At 72.1% G+C, this 13,786-nt stretch carries 14 protein-coding genes and 2 pseudogenes; 9 read left to right on the top strand and 7 right to left on the bottom strand.

Features of this window, described 5'->3' with window-relative positions:
* Positions 1–20: 20 nt before the first annotated feature.
* From ACIHIX_RS41335 to ACIHIX_RS41325, 3 genes and pseudogenes are all read left to right on the top strand, one after another.
* Positions 21–149, top strand: a pseudogene (locus ACIHIX_RS41335) (ABC transporter ATP-binding protein); the annotation flags it as partial.
* A 158-nt stretch (positions 150–307) separates the two neighbouring features.
* Positions 308–1,543, top strand: a complete 1,236-nt coding sequence (locus ACIHIX_RS41330; RefSeq protein ID WP_399965704.1) for a glycosyltransferase — start codon at positions 308–310, stop codon at positions 1,541–1,543.
* Positions 1,544–1,598: 55 nt separating this feature from the next.
* Positions 1,599–2,030: a DUF3224 domain-containing protein gene (locus ACIHIX_RS41325; protein ID WP_399965703.1), complete on the top strand. Its 432-nt coding sequence runs from the start codon at positions 1,599–1,601 to the stop codon at positions 2,028–2,030.
* A gap of 13 nt (positions 2,031–2,043) precedes the next feature.
* Here ACIHIX_RS41325 and ACIHIX_RS41320 read toward each other — a convergent pair whose 3' ends face one another.
* On the bottom strand, positions 2,044–2,613 hold the full coding sequence (locus ACIHIX_RS41320; RefSeq protein ID WP_399965702.1) for a hypothetical protein: 570 nt from the start codon (positions 2,611–2,613) through the stop codon (positions 2,044–2,046).
* Between ACIHIX_RS41320 and ACIHIX_RS41315 the strand changes: the two genes are divergently transcribed.
* From ACIHIX_RS41315 to ACIHIX_RS41295, 5 genes are all read left to right on the top strand, one after another.
* Entirely contained in the window at positions 2,612–2,773 is a 162-nt protein-coding gene (locus ACIHIX_RS41315; protein ID WP_399965701.1) for a hypothetical protein, read from the top strand. The two genes, ACIHIX_RS41320 and ACIHIX_RS41315, sit on opposite strands and share 2 nt — an antisense overlap.
* A 131-nt stretch (positions 2,774–2,904) precedes the next feature.
* Entirely contained in the window at positions 2,905–3,690 is a 786-nt protein-coding gene (locus ACIHIX_RS41310) for an ABC transporter ATP-binding protein (protein ID WP_399965700.1), read from the top strand.
* Positions 3,691–3,693: 3 nt separating this feature from the next.
* Entirely contained in the window at positions 3,694–5,004 is a 1,311-nt protein-coding gene (locus tag ACIHIX_RS41305) for an FtsX-like permease family protein (protein ID WP_399965699.1), read from the top strand.
* 159 nt (positions 5,005–5,163) lie between these two features.
* Entirely contained in the window at positions 5,164–6,021 is an 858-nt protein-coding gene (locus ACIHIX_RS41300; RefSeq protein WP_399965801.1) for an AAA family ATPase, read from the top strand.
* Positions 6,018–7,367, top strand: coding sequence for a VWA domain-containing protein (locus ACIHIX_RS41295; protein WP_399965698.1), 1,350 nt, complete (start codon positions 6,018–6,020; stop codon positions 7,365–7,367). Before ACIHIX_RS41300 ends, ACIHIX_RS41295 begins: the two co-directional genes overlap by 4 nt.
* Positions 7,368–7,397: 30 nt before the next feature.
* Here ACIHIX_RS41295 and ACIHIX_RS41290 read toward each other — a convergent pair whose 3' ends face one another.
* The 3 genes from ACIHIX_RS41290 to ACIHIX_RS41280 all read right to left on the bottom strand — a co-directional run bounded on the left by ACIHIX_RS41290 (position 7,398) and on the right by ACIHIX_RS41280 (position 9,524).
* The gene (locus tag ACIHIX_RS41290) at positions 7,398–7,763 is read right to left on the bottom strand and encodes a cupin domain-containing protein (protein WP_399965697.1); all 366 of its coding nucleotides are present in this window, start codon (positions 7,761–7,763) and stop codon (positions 7,398–7,400) included.
* A 100-nt stretch (positions 7,764–7,863) separates the two neighbouring features.
* Complete coding sequence (locus tag ACIHIX_RS41285; protein ID WP_399965696.1) at positions 7,864–8,850, bottom strand: threo-3-hydroxy-L-aspartate ammonia-lyase; 987 nt, start codon at positions 8,848–8,850, stop codon at positions 7,864–7,866.
* Complete coding sequence (locus ACIHIX_RS41280; RefSeq protein WP_399965695.1) at positions 8,847–9,524, bottom strand: transcriptional regulator; 678 nt, start codon at positions 9,522–9,524, stop codon at positions 8,847–8,849. Before ACIHIX_RS41280 ends, ACIHIX_RS41285 begins: the two co-directional genes overlap by 4 nt.
* Positions 9,525–9,824: 300 nt before the next feature.
* On the opposite strand from ACIHIX_RS41280, the pseudogene ACIHIX_RS41275 reads away from it, so the two are divergent.
* Positions 9,825–9,995, top strand: a pseudogene (locus ACIHIX_RS41275) (cytochrome P450); the annotation flags it as partial.
* Positions 9,996–9,999: 4 nt separating this feature from the next.
* On the opposite strand, the gene ACIHIX_RS41270 reads toward ACIHIX_RS41275, so the two are convergent.
* From ACIHIX_RS41270 to ACIHIX_RS41260, 3 genes are all read right to left on the bottom strand, one after another.
* Positions 10,000–11,895, bottom strand: a complete 1,896-nt coding sequence (locus tag ACIHIX_RS41270) for a M6 family metalloprotease domain-containing protein (protein ID WP_399965694.1) — start codon at positions 11,893–11,895, stop codon at positions 10,000–10,002.
* Positions 11,896–12,026: 131 nt separating this feature from the next.
* Positions 12,027–12,650 carry a LuxR C-terminal-related transcriptional regulator gene (locus ACIHIX_RS41265; protein ID WP_399965693.1) on the bottom strand — a complete coding sequence of 208 codons (624 nt, stop codon included), beginning with the start codon at positions 12,648–12,650 and terminating at the stop codon, positions 12,027–12,029.
* A 113-nt stretch (positions 12,651–12,763) separates the two neighbouring features.
* Entirely contained in the window at positions 12,764–13,729 is a 966-nt protein-coding gene (locus ACIHIX_RS41260; protein WP_399965692.1) for a pirin family protein, read from the bottom strand.
* Between the last annotated feature and the right edge of the window lie 57 nt (positions 13,730–13,786).

The raw sequence follows: 13,786 nt of genomic DNA, 5'->3' as shown, positions 1-13,786 counted from the left end.
CCGGCGGTCAGCGATGGGGGGGTCCCCCGGCCGTTCAGGCACTGAGGGAGGGCCAGCACGACGCCGGATGGGTCGCGGTGCTGGACGGGGCCCGCTTCCTGGGGGTGGTGCGGGATCAGGTGCGGTTCGATTCGGTGGCCGACGCGTAGGCGGCCTGCCGGGAGAGTCGGCATACGAAGGGCGAAGAGTTCTTCAACTCCCCGCCACTATCAACCTATAGCGCACCGGGGGGCTTGTGGCAAGGCCCCCCTCATGCCGCAGAATCTCCGACCTGACCGCCTGGACCAGCGGAAACGGGAGTCTTGAAGTGCGTGTGTTGCTGATGTCGTACGGATCGCGCGGGGACGTGGAACCGCTTGCGGGGCTGGCCGCGGCTCTGCGGGAGCTCGGGGTGGAGGTGCGGGCGTGTGTGCCGCCGGACGAGGAGCTCGCGGCGCTGCTGACCCGCGTCGGGGCGGAGGTGGTGTCGTTCGGCTCGTCGGTGCGGGCGCTGGTGACGGGGGCGCGGGGGCCGTCCCCCGACCTCGCGTTCAAGGTCGCGGCCGAGCTGGTCGCCGGGCACTTCGGTGAGGTCGCGGCGGCGGCCGAGGGGTGCGACGCGCTGCTGGCGACCGGTCTGATGCCGGCCGGGGCACGGTCGGTGGCCGAGCATCTGGGCATCCCCTACGTGCTCGCCTGCTTCCACCCGTGCGGGCTGCCGTCGTCGCACTACCCGCCGCTGACCCGGCCGGGCAAGCCCAACCCGCCCGGCGTGACCGACCTCAAGGAGCTGTGGCGCCTTGACGCCGAGCGCGTGGACGCGCTGTACGGCGACCCCCTCAACACCCATCGCGCCGCCCTCGGCATGCCGCCGGTCGACAACGTCCGCGACCACGTCCTCACCGAGCGGCCGTGGCTGGCCGCGGACCCTGCGCTGGGCCCGTGGCAGGAGATGACGGACCTCGAACTCGTACCGACCGGCGCGTGGATCCGGCCGGACGACCGGCCGCTCCCGGCCGAGCTGGAGGCGTTCCTGGCGGCCGGCGCGCCACCGGTGTACGTCGGGTTCGGCAGCATGGCCATGCATGCCGCGAGCGATGTCGGGCCGGTGGCGATCGAGGCGGTGCGTGCGCACGGCCGCCGGGTGCTGCTGGGGCGCGGCTGGGCCGACCTGGCGCTGGTCGACGGCCAGGACGACTGTTTCGCCGTCGGCGACGTCAACCATCAGGCGCTGTTCCCCCGGGTCGCCGCGGTCGTCCATCACGGCGGCGCGGGTACGACGACGACGGCCGCGCGGGCGGGCGCGCCCCAGGTGGTCGTCCCGCAGGTCGCGGACCAGCCGCTCTGGGCGGCCCGGGTGGCGGACCTGGGCATCGGCGTGGCGCACGACGGTCCGGCGCCGACCCTCGCGTCCCTGACGGCCGCGCTGGAGGCGGCCCTGTCCCCCGTGACGCGCGAACGGGCCGAGGCCGTGGCGGGCACGATGCGCACCGACGGGGCGACGGTCGCCGCGAAACTGCTGATCGACGAGATCGGCCGGGAGAGGCCGCCCGTACCGGCGTGACCCGAGGCGACGAGGTGCCGGTGTCAGTGTCAGTGGCGCGTCCTACGCTCGGGGCATGAGAGCTTCGGGAACGTTCAAGGTCGCGGACTTCACACCGGCCCCGGTGCCGGCCCCGGGCATCGAGACGGCCGTGCCGGTCGGTGTCGCCACGATGGAGAAGAGTTACGAGGGTGAGGTCGCCGGGCGTTCGGCGACCCTGTTCACGGCCGCGTACGACCAGGGGACCGAGGTCGGTACGTATGTCGCGATGGAGTCCTTCGAGGGCTCGCTGCGGGGCCGCGCGGGCGCGTTCAACTTCGCGCACTCGGCGACCACCCTGGGCGAGTTCAGAGGCAGCGAGTTCTTCGTGATCGTCCCGGGCAGCGGCACGGCTGAGCTGGCCGGGATCACCGGTACGGGCGGCATCGAGATCGACGCGGACGGCACGCACCGGGTGTGGTTCGAGTACGAGGTGGACGCTCCTCCCGGCCCCCGCGCGACGGCGTGAGGGCACCGTCGCGTCAGCTGAAAAGTATGGGGCACCCGCGGCGCAGGGAGTGCTGGGCCGCGTGCACGTAGAGGGCCACGTAGAAGGCGGCGTCCAGGTCGTCCGCCCAGGGGCCGGGTCGAGCGGCGGCGGTCTGCTCGGCCCGGCCGTCGAGGAACCAGCGGGTCAGGTCGAGGTTCGTGTGCGAGACGGGCAGCATCGGCGGCAGCCCGATCGCCGCTGCCAACCGCTGTGCGAGGGCGAGCACTTGGGGCGCTCCGGCGACCACGGTCGTATCGGTGTAGGCGGACCCCACGGGCAGTTCGACCGGCTCGTCGAGCGGAATCGGCACCAGCACCGACCAGCCGCAGAGCGTCTCTTCCTCATCGGGGGTCAGCCGCGCGCGGCAGAGCTCGACGAAACCGTCCATGGAGGGGCTGAGCTTCTCCTCGAACTCCAGCCCGCGGCACTGCGCCGGAACCTCGTAGCGCGGCAGGCCTCGCCCGGTCAGCTCCGCGTCGAGGGCGGAGGCGATCTCGCCGTACCCGCCCTCGTCCTCGGCGCGCCAGTCCGCTGCGCCGACATCCACCAGATAGACACCCATGGCGGCAATCTACGAGTCCCCACTGACAATTCACTTCGGCAGCCCCTTCTCCTCCGGATACGCCCGCGCCACCGGACCGAAGTCGTTCAGCGTGACCGCTCTGCACGGCCCGCTCGGCCTGCGTGGTGCCGACGCCCTTCGGGTCGGCGCGTTGTGGTGATCCGTCCCGGGTGCGCACGGTGGTGCTGAGTACACCCTCGGATACGGGTTCTGCGCCCCATGTGGTCGGCCCGTCGGCTCCGTAGCTTCTTTGGCAGGGCACAGGGGGTGCCCGACCGAGAGGTGATGACGATGTTTCGTACAGGCTCGCGACGCCGGCACGACACGGGACCCGCCGCCGAGGCGCTGCGGCTGGTCAAGGTCACCAAGACCTACGGCAGTGACGACAGCGCCGTGACCGCCCTGGACGGGGTCACGCTCGGACTGGGCCGGGGCACCTTCACCGCCGTCATGGGGCCGTCGGGGTCGGGGAAGTCCACGCTGCTCCAGTGCGCGGCCGGCCTGGACCGGCCCGATCACGGCATCGTGGTGGTGGACGGCACCGAGCTGACGGGCGGCACGGAGGCGGAGCTGACGAGGTTCCGGCGTGGGCGGGTGGGGTTCGTGTTCCAGCAGTACAACCTGCTGGACACGCTGACCGTCGCGCAGAACACGGTGCTGCCGCTGAAACTGGCCGGGCGACGGGTGGACCGCGGACGGGCCACGGAAGTCCTGACCCAGGTCGGGCTCGGCGACCGGCTGGGGCACCGCCCCGACCAGTTGTCCGGCGGTCAGCGGCAGCGGGTCGCGATCGCGAGGGCGCTGGTCTGCGAACCCCGGGTGATCTTCGCCGACGAGCCGACGGGGGCCCTGGACACCCGCAGCGCGCGCACGGTGCTGCGGCTGCTCCAGGAGGCGGTGCGGGTGCACGGGCGGACCGTGGTGATGGTGACGCACGATCCGGTCGCCGCCTCGTACGCCGACTCGGTGCTGTTCCTCGCGGACGGCAGGCTGGCCGGCCAGTTGCAGGCACCCACGGCGGACGCGGTCGCCGAACGCCTCGCGCACCTGGGCGACGACGTGACGGCGGGGGTGTGAGCGATGTTCGTACTGGCCCTGCGGTCGATCCGGCGACGTCCCGGACGGTTCCTCGCGACGCTGCTGTCCGCCTTCCTGGGCGCGGCGATCATCATGACGTTCCACTCGATGCACGACACGGCGGCCGGGAGCGGCGTCGACTCGGTCAGCTCGAACACGCTGACGACGGCGGCGAGCGTGGTGGGCGGTTACGGCAGCCTCCTGGTGTTCTTCGCGGTCGCCTCCACCCTGACGGTGAACGTCCGCCAGCGGGCCACCGAGCTGGAGCTGCTGCGCTGCTCGGGGGCGACTCCGGCGCAGCTCAGGCGGATGGTCGTCGGTGAGGCGCTGGCCGTCGCCCTGGTGGGTGCGGCGCTGGCGATCGGTCCCGCGATGCTCGGTGGGCGGGCGCTGCTGGGGGTGTTCCAGGACAGCGGTCAGGTGGCGGACTCGGTGGACTACACGTTCGGTCCGATCGCGCTGTTCACGGGCGTCGGCATCACGCTGGTGGCCGCGGTCGGCGCCGCGTTCCTCGCCGTGCGGCGGGCGACGCGGGGACGGCGACAGCGGGGCGGGGCACGGAGGTTCTTCGCGTACGCCGCGCTCGCCACCGGTGCCCTGGCGGTCTGCTGCACCTTCTTCCTGAAGGCGACGGACGAGGCGCTGATGGCGCCGCCCGCGTACGGGGCGATCCTGCTGTCGGTCGGCTTCGCGCTGCTGGCGCCGCGGCTGCTGAAGGGGCTGCTGGACCGGCTCGCGCTCTCCGGGGCGAGCGGCTGGCTCGCGGTGCGCAATCTGCGGCAGCGGGTCGGGGATCTCGCCGGGATCCTGATGTCGCTGATCCTGTTCACGGCGGTGGCGACGACCACGCTGACCGTGCAGGCGGTGGAGAGCGACGCGGTCGAGGCCACGGGGCTGGTGAAGTCCGTGGACGCGAAGAACCTGGAGACGCTGAACTTCACGGTCGTCGGGATCATCGTGGTCTTCGTCTGCGTGATGCTGGTCAACTCGCTGTACGCGGCGACCACCTACCGCGGCCGGGAGTTCGGCCAGCAGCGGCTGGCCGGTGCGACGCCGGGTCAGGTGCTCGGCATGGTGGGCGCCGAGGCCGCGGTGCTCACGGTCACCGGTGTCCTCTTCGGCACGGTCGCGGCGCTGGCGGGGATCGTCCCGTTCACGGTGGTCCGCGGCGACGCGGTGCTGCCGGGGCAGACGTTCGGTGTCTGGCTCGCGGTCGTGTCCGTGGCGACGGCGGTGACGGTGGGGACGAGCCTGGCGACGGCCCGGAAGGTGCTGCGGACCCCGGCGACGGAGGCGGTGGCACTGGCGGCGTGACCGCCGGCGTGGGAGGAGGGGCGGCTGCCGGAGCGGCCGCCCCTCCTCCCACGCCGTGCCCATGGATCGGGGTAGCGGAGTGACAGCGCCCCTGAACAAGCGCTTAGATAGGTGGACCATCCGCTCGGCCTGTACACCGCCACCGCCCAGGAGGCCCCGTTGTTCACTTCCGTCGACGACGTCTCCGCACGCCTCGCCGAGACCGGCTACCTTGCCTCGCCCTCCGTCGCCACCACCGTCTTCCTGGCCGACCGCCTCGGCAAGCCGCTCCTGGTCGAGGGCCCCGCCGGGGTGGGAAAGACCGAGCTCGCCAAGGCCGTCGCCGAGATCGCGGGGGCCGAACTGGTGAGACTCCAGTGCTACGAGGGCGTCGACGAGTCCCGCGCGCTGTACGAGTGGAACCACGCCAAGCAGCTGCTGCGCATCAGCGCGGGCCGCGACGAGAGCTGGGACGAGGCCCGTACCGACATCTTCAGCGAGGAGTTCCTGCTCACCCGCCCGCTGCTGACGGCGATCCGCGGCGACGAGCCCAAGGTCCTGCTGATCGACGAGACCGACAAGGCGGACGTCGAGGTCGAGGGCCTGCTCCTGGAGGTCCTCAGCGACTTCCAGGTGACGGTGCCCGAACTGGGCACGATCACCGCCACCCGCCGCCCCTTCGTCGTCCTCACCTCCAACGCGAGCCGTGAGCTGTCCGAGGCGCTGCGCCGCCGCTGTCTGTTCCTGCACATCGGCTTCCCCGAGGAGGAGCTGGAGCGCCGGATCGTCCGGCTGAAGGTGCCCGGCCTCGACGCGGCGCTGACGGAGTCGGTGGTCCGGGTGGTGGGCGCGCTGCGGGCGATGGACCTGCGGAAGGTGCCGTCGGTCGCGGAGACCGTCGACTGGGCCCGCACCCTGCTCGCGCTCGGCGCGAACACGCTCGACGAGACCGTCGTACGGGACACCCTGGGCGTACTCCTCAAGCACCAGGACGACGTCCTGAAGGCGGCGGCGAAGCTCGATCTGGACGCGCTGTGACCACGCCCGTCGCCGAGCGCCTCACCTCGCTCGTCGCCGCGCTGCGGGCCCACGGCATCCGGGTCGGCACGGGCGAGACCGTGGACGCGGCCCAGGCGATGGAAGCGCTCGGGTTCGAGGACCGGGAACTGCTGCGCGAGGGGCTGGCCGCGACGCTTTTGCACGGCACCGCCCAACGGCCCGTGTTCGACCCGGTCTTCGACCTCTACTTCCCGCGCCGGGTCGGCGCGCCCGAGGCAGGGACGGCGGACCGGGAGGACCTCCGCGACCGACTGGCGGCGGCCCTCGCCGCGAACGACGAGACCTTGCTGGCGCGGCTCGCGGCCGAGGCCGTAGACGGCTTCGGCGGCTACGGCTCTCCGGGGTCGGACGGCTGGTCGTCGTACCAGACGCTCGACCGGATCCGCCCGCAGACGCTGCTCGCGCGGGTGCGCGCCGACGTCCGCGGGCGCAGCGGCGGTTCGGGGTTCGCGGACCGGCTGCTCGACGACGAGATCCGGCGCCGGATCGAGGCCTTCCGAAGGCTGGTGGCGACGGAAGCGCGACGGCGGGTCGCCGAGCAACGGGACCGGGACCAGATCGCCCGCCGCGCGGTGGCGCCGACGGCGGACCGGGTCGACTTCCTGTTCGCCGGGAAGGCCCAGCTGGCCGAGCTGCGCAGGACGGTGCAGCCGCTCGCCCGGAAACTGGCGACCCGCCTCGCGGCACGCCGACGCCGGGCCGCGCGGGGCAGTATCGATCTGCGGCGCACCCTGCGCGGGTCGCTGTCCACGGGTGGGGTGCCGATGCGGCCGGTGCTGCGCCGACGCCGTCCGGCCCGGCCCGAGCTGGTGCTGCTGTGCGATGTGTCGGGTTCGGTGTCGGGGTTCTCCGACTTCACGATGCTGCTGGTGCAGGCGCTGCACGACCAGTTCAGCAAGGTGCGGGTGTTCGCCTTCGTCAACCGGATCGACGAGGTGACCGGGCTCCTGGAGCACGGCGCGGCCGACGCTGCGGGCCTCGGCGCGCGCATCCAGGCGGAGGCGACCCTCACCGGCTGGCACGGCAGCAGCGACTACGGCGTCGCCCTCGGGGAGTTCGCCGAGCGGCACGGCGAGGCGATCGGGCCCCGTACGACGGTGTTCGTCCTCGGTGACGCCCGTACGAACATGAGCGACCCGAACCTCGCCGCCGTACGGCAGATCACCGAACGGGCGCGCCGCGTCCACTGGTTGAACCCCGAGCAGCGCGCCCAGTGGGGCACGGGCGATTCGGCGGCACCCGAGTACGCGGAGCTCGTGGAGATGCACGAGTGCCGCAACGTACGGCAGTTGGGCGCCCTGGTCGGCCGGCTGCTGCCGATCTAGCGGCCGGCCGCGGGCGGCGCTGCCGCGCTGTCAGCCGTCGGCGGGCTTGGCGTACTCGTTGGCCATGGTCCCCGCGAAGTCGTAGACCACGCACTGATCGTCGCCGACCACCCAGGCGTCGTGGCCGGGCGAGATCACGAAGACGTCGCCGGGTCCCACCTCGGTCTCGCCGCCGCCGTCCATGGTGATGTGCATGCGGCCCTGGACGACATAGCCGTTGTGGTGCACTTCGCAGCTCTTGGTCCCGACGATGGGCCCCACGGACTCGGACCAACGCCATCCGGGTTCGAAGGTCCCCACGGCGAAGTCGAGGCCGCTGAGGTGGACCGCTTCCAGGTGCCCTCGGGGGAAGTCCCGCCGCTCGTCCGGCTTGTCGAGGGTCTTCGTCTCCAGCATGTCGGCTCTCCCTTCACCACACGCCCCACTCCATCGTCCGCCCGTCCACTCGGCGCCGCCATTCGGGTGAGGCGTCGGTCCCCCGCGTCAGTCCCCCGCATCACTCCTTCGCGGCGCCGCAGAGCTCGGCGAAGCGCGCCGCGTCGACGTTCCCGCCGGAGACGATCACGCCGACGCGGCGCGGCAGCGCCTCCACCCGGCCGGCCAGCAGCGCGGCCAGCGGCGTCGCCCCGCTCGGCTCGACCACGATCTTCAGACGCTCGAAGGCGAAGCGCATCGCGTCACGGATCTCGTCGTCGGTGACCAGTGAGATCCCGTCGACGAGCCGCTGGTTGACGGCGAACGTCAGCTCCCCGGGGATGTCCAGGGCCTGTCCGTCGGCGATGGTGCGGGGCACCGGGATCGCGACCCGCCGACCGGCCTCCAGCGACCTCTTGGTGTCGTCCCCGGCTTCCGGCTCGACGCCGACGATCCGGACAGCGGGGTGGAGCCCCTTCGCCGCGGTGGCACTGCCCGCGATGAGTCCGCCCCCGCCGACGGGGACCAGCAGGGCGTCCAACTCCCCCGTCTCCTCCAGCAGTTCCAGGGCCGCCGTGCCCTGTCCGGCCATGACGTGGGGGTGGTCGTAGGGCGGGATCAGGGCGAGTCCCCGCTCGGCGGCGAGGGCTTCGGCGATCGCCGCCCGGTCGCCGGTGTAGCGGTCGTACGACACGATCTCGGCGCCGTAGCCGGCGGTGGCGGCCCGTTTGGCGGGCGGGGCGTCCTCGGGCATGACGATCACCGCGGTGCTGCCGAGTTCACGGGCGGCGAGGGCGACCGCCTGGGCGTGGTTCCCGGAGGAGTAGGCGGCGATCCCGCGGGCCAGCTGCTCGGGCGTCAGCCGGGAGGCCGCGTTGTAGGCGCCGCGGAACTTGAAGGCGCCCACCCGCTGGAGGTTCTCGCACTTGAGGAAGACCTCGGCGCCCACGCGCGCGTCCAGCGTGCGCGAGCGCAGCACCGGGGTGCGGTGGGCGACGCCCTTGAGGCGGTCGGCGGCGGAGCGGATGTCGTCGAGGGTGAGGGTGACGGGCGGGGGTGTGCTGGTCACGCGGGTCCTCCAGGGGTGGTGGAAGTCGTGGCGCGGGCCTGGGACAGATAGCTGTAGGCGGAGGCGCGGGAGATGCCGAGCCGGGCGGCGACCTGCTCGATCGCGCGGCGCACGGCGAAGACGCCGCGCTCGTCGAGGCTGCGGAACAGCGCCAGGCGCCCGGCGCGGTCGAGTGCGCCCCAGGGCTCGTGCCGGTGGGTGTCGAGGATGACGTCGACCACGGAGTCGATGTCGTCGCCGAAGGTGGTCACGGGCAGTTCGGCGGGGGCCGCGCCGAGTCCGGCGAGGGCGCCCAGCAGGGTGTGGGCCTCGCTGACGGCGGTCACGTCGAGGTTGACGCACAGGGCGCCGAACACCGTGCCCGTGGAGTCGCGCAGCACCATCGTGGACGACTTGACGGTTCTGCCCGTTCCCGTGCGCGTGAGGTAGTTCAGCTCGTCCCGCGCCTCGTCGCCGCGGGCCACGATCCGCAGGCCGATCTCACTCATCGCCCCACCGACCGCGCGTCCGGTCACCGATCCGGCGAGGGCGACGACGGACGTCTCCGGGTCCCGGTAGTCGTGCAGCACGACTTCACACATGGGCCCGAACGTCGCCACCAGCCCGTCGACGACCGGCGTCAACGCGGCGACGATCGCGTCCCGCTCGGCTTCCAGCGCCCGCTCGGACGTCATGACGTACTCCGGATTCTTACGTGCGAGTGCTATCAGGACTTCTAGACTACACATCCAATGCTTGGACGTACAGTCCAATACCTTGCGTCGCCGGCGGAATCACCACGCCTGTGCCGCAGGATTCGGCCACGTCCGCCCGCCGTCCGTTCACCCCCGAAGCTGACGCAAGCGCGGCCTTCCAGGAGGCCTACTCACACGGGACGCGTCGGTCGAGGAGTCCAGGACCGCCTCGACCGAACTGCCCCAGTACCTCGACGCACAGCTCCAGGCGAACTCGCCCGCCACGACGCCGCGATGCTCGGCCTGCTGCTGCTCGGCACGCTGGCCCTGCTCGAACATCAGGCCGACCGCTTCCCCGACCCCGGCCGTCTCGACGCCCGCCGACACATGGCCTTCGGCTTCGGCATCCACCAGTGTCTGGGCCGGCCGCTGGCCCGCCTGGAACTCCAGGTCGTCTACGGCACCCTCTTCGGCGTCAGGTGCCGGTGTGGAGGGTGATCTCCCAGCTGAGCAGAGTCCCGGCGACGGGCTGGGCCGCGTCTGTGATCTTGAGCTTCCAGTCGCCGGCGACCGCGTCGCCGACCAGGGGTGCGAGCAGGGACGGCGGGTCGGAGGTGAGCGTCACCCGAAGGTTCTTGGTGGCGCCGCCCGTGCGGTTGTGGATCACGGCGCGGCGACCCGACGGTGCCAGCAGGACCACGCGCAGATCGCCGATGTGACCGTGCTCGATGTCGATCGACAGCGTCAGGTCCCGGACCGTGCCGGCGCCTTCGAGGGAGATCGCGTCGGTGAGCCCGCCGACGCCCTCGGGGATGGCCTCGTTCGGCGCCGACCGGCCGGTGATCTTCGTGCCCGCCACGCCCTGCTCACCGGTGCGGAAGGTGATGACCTCGCCCGGGGCACCGATGTGCGAGAGGGTGAGCCCCGACTCGCTGCCGTCCCACCACAGGGACGCGGGGCGGCTGCTGTGCGAGACCGCGGTGCCCGGGATGGGTCCGTAGAGGTCCCCGCCGTCGCCGTCGTTCTGATTGTGCTCCAGGTCCATATGGCCGTCCGCCTGCAACAGGGCGCACTGGTAGTGACGTACCAGGGTGCCCTGCTGGAACTCGTTCGACCCCTTGATGTCGCAGTGGTAGACGGCCAGGCCGCTGGAGGTCAGCGCGGCGTCGAAGCCGAGCTTGCTGCGGTTCTCGACGAGGTAGTACTCGACGTCCGGGCGGTCCGGGTTCTGGTAGATGAGCGCCTTGTCGTACTCACCCTGTCTGGCCTCGTACGCACCCGGCACCGAGATGTCCACGTCCTGCGTCCAGCCCACCAGCCGGCGCAGATACACGGAGACGGCGGACGGCAGGAAGCCGTCGCCCAGGTTGTTCCCGCTCGACATGGCGCAGTAGGTGCCCAGGCCCGCGCTCGTGAAGTCGTCGCCCTCGCGTTCGAGGGTGCCGTAGTCGTACAGGTCGGGCCAGCGGCACAGCAGGTGCCCGCTCTCATGGCAGAAGGTGCCGATGCTGAGGTCGCTCGCCCGCTCGCCCATGCTGGTGACGGTGTAGAAGTCCGTGCGTACGCCGCCGATCTGGGCGGGGAAGCGGGAGTTGTGCGGCCACAGGTCGCCTTTGAACACGGTGTTGCCCGCGTACATGATGCAGACGGAGTCGACGACGCCGCGGCCGAGGGAGTCGAAGCGGCTGAAGTCCACCCCGGCGTCCGCGGCGGCCTGGAGCGCCTCGGGGACGAGTTCGCCCTCGTGTTCGTCGAGCGAGTAGGCGAGCCGCGGCCGGCTCATCCGGAACGGGCCGACGACGGTGTTGGAGAAGACGAGCCGGCCCGTCGACATCGTGCGGAAGTACTCCTTGACGGAGCAGTGGTTGCCGTTCGCCGTGAAGTGCGCGCTGTTGAGCAGGGCGGAGACGTCGTCCTCGGTCACCTGGGTCTGCTTGGACGGGAAGTCGACCAGGATCGTCAGGCCCTGGACCTCACCCTCCGTCAGGGCCGTGCCGGGGAGCAGCCCCTTCACCGGGCCGCGGGTGAACAGCGCGTCAGGGTCGATCTCGGCCCGGTCCTCGTCCGGGACCCCTTTCATCATCCGGTCCTGGAAGACCTCTCTGCGATAGAGCTGCCCTTCCCGCAGGTGCCTGCGCAGGCCCTCCGGCGGCGGCGCGGAGAGGGGCGTGCCGGTGGAGACGAACCGGCGGGTGGCGCCGACACCGTCGGTCTGCGCGTAGCAGTAGGTGCCGCGCTCGGGGTCGTACACGACGGAGTAGCCGTCGAGGGTCTCGTACCGGGCGTATTTGTCGTCGCCGAAGACGACGAGGCGGACATCCTCGCCCTCTTCCTGGCTGAACGTGAGGGTGCTACCGAAGATGCCGCTCATCGAGAAACGCCTCCCGCTGCTCGCACACTGAGGGCTTTCGTCCCTCAGTGTGCGAGCAGCGGGAGAAGCGTCACAGGGTAGAAAAGCCCACGCCCGGCAGGGGCAGTGTTACCCCTGTGTCTGCCCCGGTGTCACCCCTGCCAGAAGGCCGCGGGGACGATGTCGTGCGTGATCGCGAAGCGTGTCAGGTCGGCCCTGCGCCGGGAGCCGGTCTTGTCGCGGAGCCGGTCCAGATGGGAATGCACGGTGTGCTCGCTGATGCCGAGCCGGACGGCGATGTCGTGGTCGGTCTCGCCGTGCACGACCAGCTCCAGGATCTGGCGCTCGCGGTCGGTGACATGGCAGGACGGCTCGGTGTCGGGACGCACGGCGAGATCCGCGGAGACGTAGGAGCAGCCGTCGGCGACCAGCCGGATCGCGGCCAGCAGCTCCCGCTCGTCGGCCCGCCGGCTGAGGCAGCCACGGGCGCCGGCACGCAGGGCGGGTACGGCGTGGTGGTCGAGACCGGAGGAGAAGACCAGCACCGCGGCGTCCTGGGCGACCAGCCGTGCCACCACGTCCGCCAGGCACACCGGCCGCACCTGGAGATCCACCAGCGCGACGTCACCCGGCCGGAGCGCGCGCAGTGCCTCGTCGGCCGACCGGGTGGCCAGGGCGAACACCAGGCCCTCGGCGGCCTCGACGGCGTGGGCGACACCGCCGCACAGCAGCGGGCAGTCACCGACGACGGCGACTCGTCGTGCCTCCGTACGCATGGGCGCCTCACTCCGGCCGGGCCGGCGCCCGCGCGCGGGCCTGTCTCACAGCTCCAGTCTTGGTCCTTCGCGGCGGTCCGGCATGCCGAGGCGCCGGGGGCGGGGCCGGCCGGTCAGCGGGTCCTCCCCCGTGGCTTCAGGGGAAGCGGCGGCAGCTCCGGGGCCGGCAGGGGCGCCCCGTCGTAGCCCTTGACCTCGCCGAACCGGGACCCGGTCATCCAGTCCTCGCGCGCCTGCACGATCTCCTCCTGGGACCGCCCGATCCAGTTCCAGAACATGATCAGCTCCTCCTCGAAGGGCTCGCCGCCGAGGAGCATCAGGCTCGCGTCCGACGTGGCGCGCAGCGGCAGTTCGGTGCGGCCGCAGCCGAGGTAGAGCATGGAGCCCGGCAGGACCGGGACGCCGTCCACGTGGGCCTCGCCGGACATGGACAGCACGGCGTACTCGAAGTCCGGCTCCAGCGGGAGGCGCAGGTCCGCGCCGGCGGTGAGGGTGAGGTCGGCGCCGACGATCGGGGTGTACGTCGTCCCGGGCGAGGTGGCGCCGTCGAGGTCGCCGAGGATGAGTGTGGCGGTCAGGCCCGGCGCGGTGACCCGTGGCAGTTCGGCGTGGTGCTCGAAGTGCGGTTCGGTGTGCCGGTGGCCGTCCGGGAGGGCGACCCAGAGCTGGGCGCCGTGCAGGAAGCGGGCGTGGGACTTCGGGCTCTCCTCGGAGTGGCTGATGGCCCGCCCGGAGGTCATGAGGCCCAGCTCGCGCGGGCGGATCGTCTGGAGGCTGCCGGTGGAGTCGCGGTGCAGCACCTCGCCCTGGTGCAGCCAGCTGACGGTCTGCAGGCCCATGTGCGGATGCGGGGGGACCTGCATGCCGGGCTCGTCGGCGATGTCGTCGGGGCCGTAGTGGTCGACGAAGCACCATGCGCCGACCATGCGCCGGCCCAGGTTGGGCAGCAGACGGCGGACCTCGGTGGCCTCCCCGAGTTTGACGGTGCGCGGGCTGAGGAGTTCGCGAACGGGCTCCGCCACCACGAAGCCGCGGCCGCCGCACAGGGCGGGGGCCGCATCGCGATCAAGATTGCTCATGGCGCCCAACCTAGCCCCGGGGACGGGGTCGCGTCAGTCCGTCGCCGGGGAGTCCCG

The organism is Streptomyces sp. NPDC051913, assembly GCF_044593635.1.
Lineage (GTDB): Bacteria > Actinomycetota > Actinomycetes > Streptomycetales > Streptomycetaceae > Streptomyces.
The sequence above is the reverse complement of the archived record's forward strand: the minus strand, read 5'-3'. Positions and strand labels throughout refer to the sequence as shown.